We start from the raw sequence: 462 nt of genomic DNA, 5'->3' as shown, positions 1-462 counted from the left end.
GCCCCAGTTCATCGCGTTCGGCGGTGACCTGGCCGTAGGCGCTGTAGGACCAGGCGCGGGTGGCGCCATTTGGCGAGGTGGTCTGGATCAGCCGACCGACGGCGTCCCACGCATGACGGGTGACGGCGCCATGTTCGTCCTGCGCAGTAATCCGCCGCCCCTGCAGGTCGTAGGAAAACTTGCGAACCCCACCGTCCGGCAGGCTTTCCTCGACCAGTTGGCCCAGGTCGTTCCACACGAACACATGCCGACCCGAATCCGGATAACGGACCGACAGCAACCGCCCCTGCGCGTCAAAGTGGTAATGGGTGACATGACCGTCCGGATCGACCGCCTCGGTGATATCCCCCTGGGCATTGCGCCGATAGGTCCAAACGGCGTCGCCACGCGAACGGCTGTGCAGGAAACCGTTGCGGTACTCGTAGGACGTCGGCGCATCGTCCGGCGGAATCAGCGCGATCA

The 462-nt window shown here is 64.9% G+C and carries 1 protein-coding gene; it reads right to left on the bottom strand.

Translation table 11 applies throughout. The annotated features are described in order from the left end of the window. On the bottom strand, window positions 1–462 hold a 462-nt coding region (locus L6D81_RS29330; RefSeq protein WP_236183000.1), incomplete at both ends, for a hypothetical protein.

The sequence above is a fragment of the Pseudomonas sputi genome, assembly GCF_021603585.1.
GTDB classification, from domain to species: Bacteria; Pseudomonadota; Gammaproteobacteria; order Pseudomonadales; family Pseudomonadaceae; genus Aquipseudomonas; species Aquipseudomonas sputi.
The sequence above is the reverse complement of the archived record's forward strand: the minus strand, read 5'-3'. Positions and strand labels throughout refer to the sequence as shown.